1 protein-coding gene is annotated in these 476 nt (G+C 72.3%); it reads left to right on the forward strand.

The window, feature by feature from the left end:
• Positions 1 to 17: 17 nt before the first annotated feature.
• Positions 18 to 476 (forward strand): bacteriorhodopsin (locus D3D02_RS19370; RefSeq protein ID WP_158599419.1); only part of this gene is annotated, 459 nt, incomplete at its 3' end.

Genomic DNA, 476 nt, shown 5'->3' on the forward strand with positions numbered 1-476 from the left:
TCCGACGGGGGTGCGCGATGACGGGCGCCGTCACCGCCGCGTACTGGATCGCGGCCGTCGGCTTCCTCGTCGGCCTCGGGATCACGGCGGCGCTGTACGCGAAGCTCAACGGGTCGGAGCACCGCGGCCGACTGGCCGCGCTGGCGGTGATCCCCGGGTTCGCCGGGCTCGCGTACGTCGGGATGGCGCTCGGAGTCGGGACCGTGACGGTGAACGGGAACGAGCTGGTCGGGCTCCGCTACGTCGACTGGATCGTCACCACGCCGCTGCTCGTCGGGTTCATCGGCTACGTCGCCGGCGCGTCGCGCCGCGCCATCGCGGGCGTGATGGTGGCCGACGCGCTGATGATCGCGTTCGGGGCCGGCGCGGTCGTCGCCGGCGGGACGCTCAGGTGGGTTCTGTTCGGCGTCTCGGCGCTGTTCCACGTCACGCTGTTCGCGTACCTGTACGTGATCTTCCCGCGGTCGGTCCCCGAC

This window comes from Halobellus sp. Atlit-38R (genome assembly GCF_003665925.1).
GTDB classification, from domain to species: Archaea; Halobacteriota; Halobacteria; order Halobacteriales; family Haloferacaceae; genus Haloquadratum; species Haloquadratum inordinatus.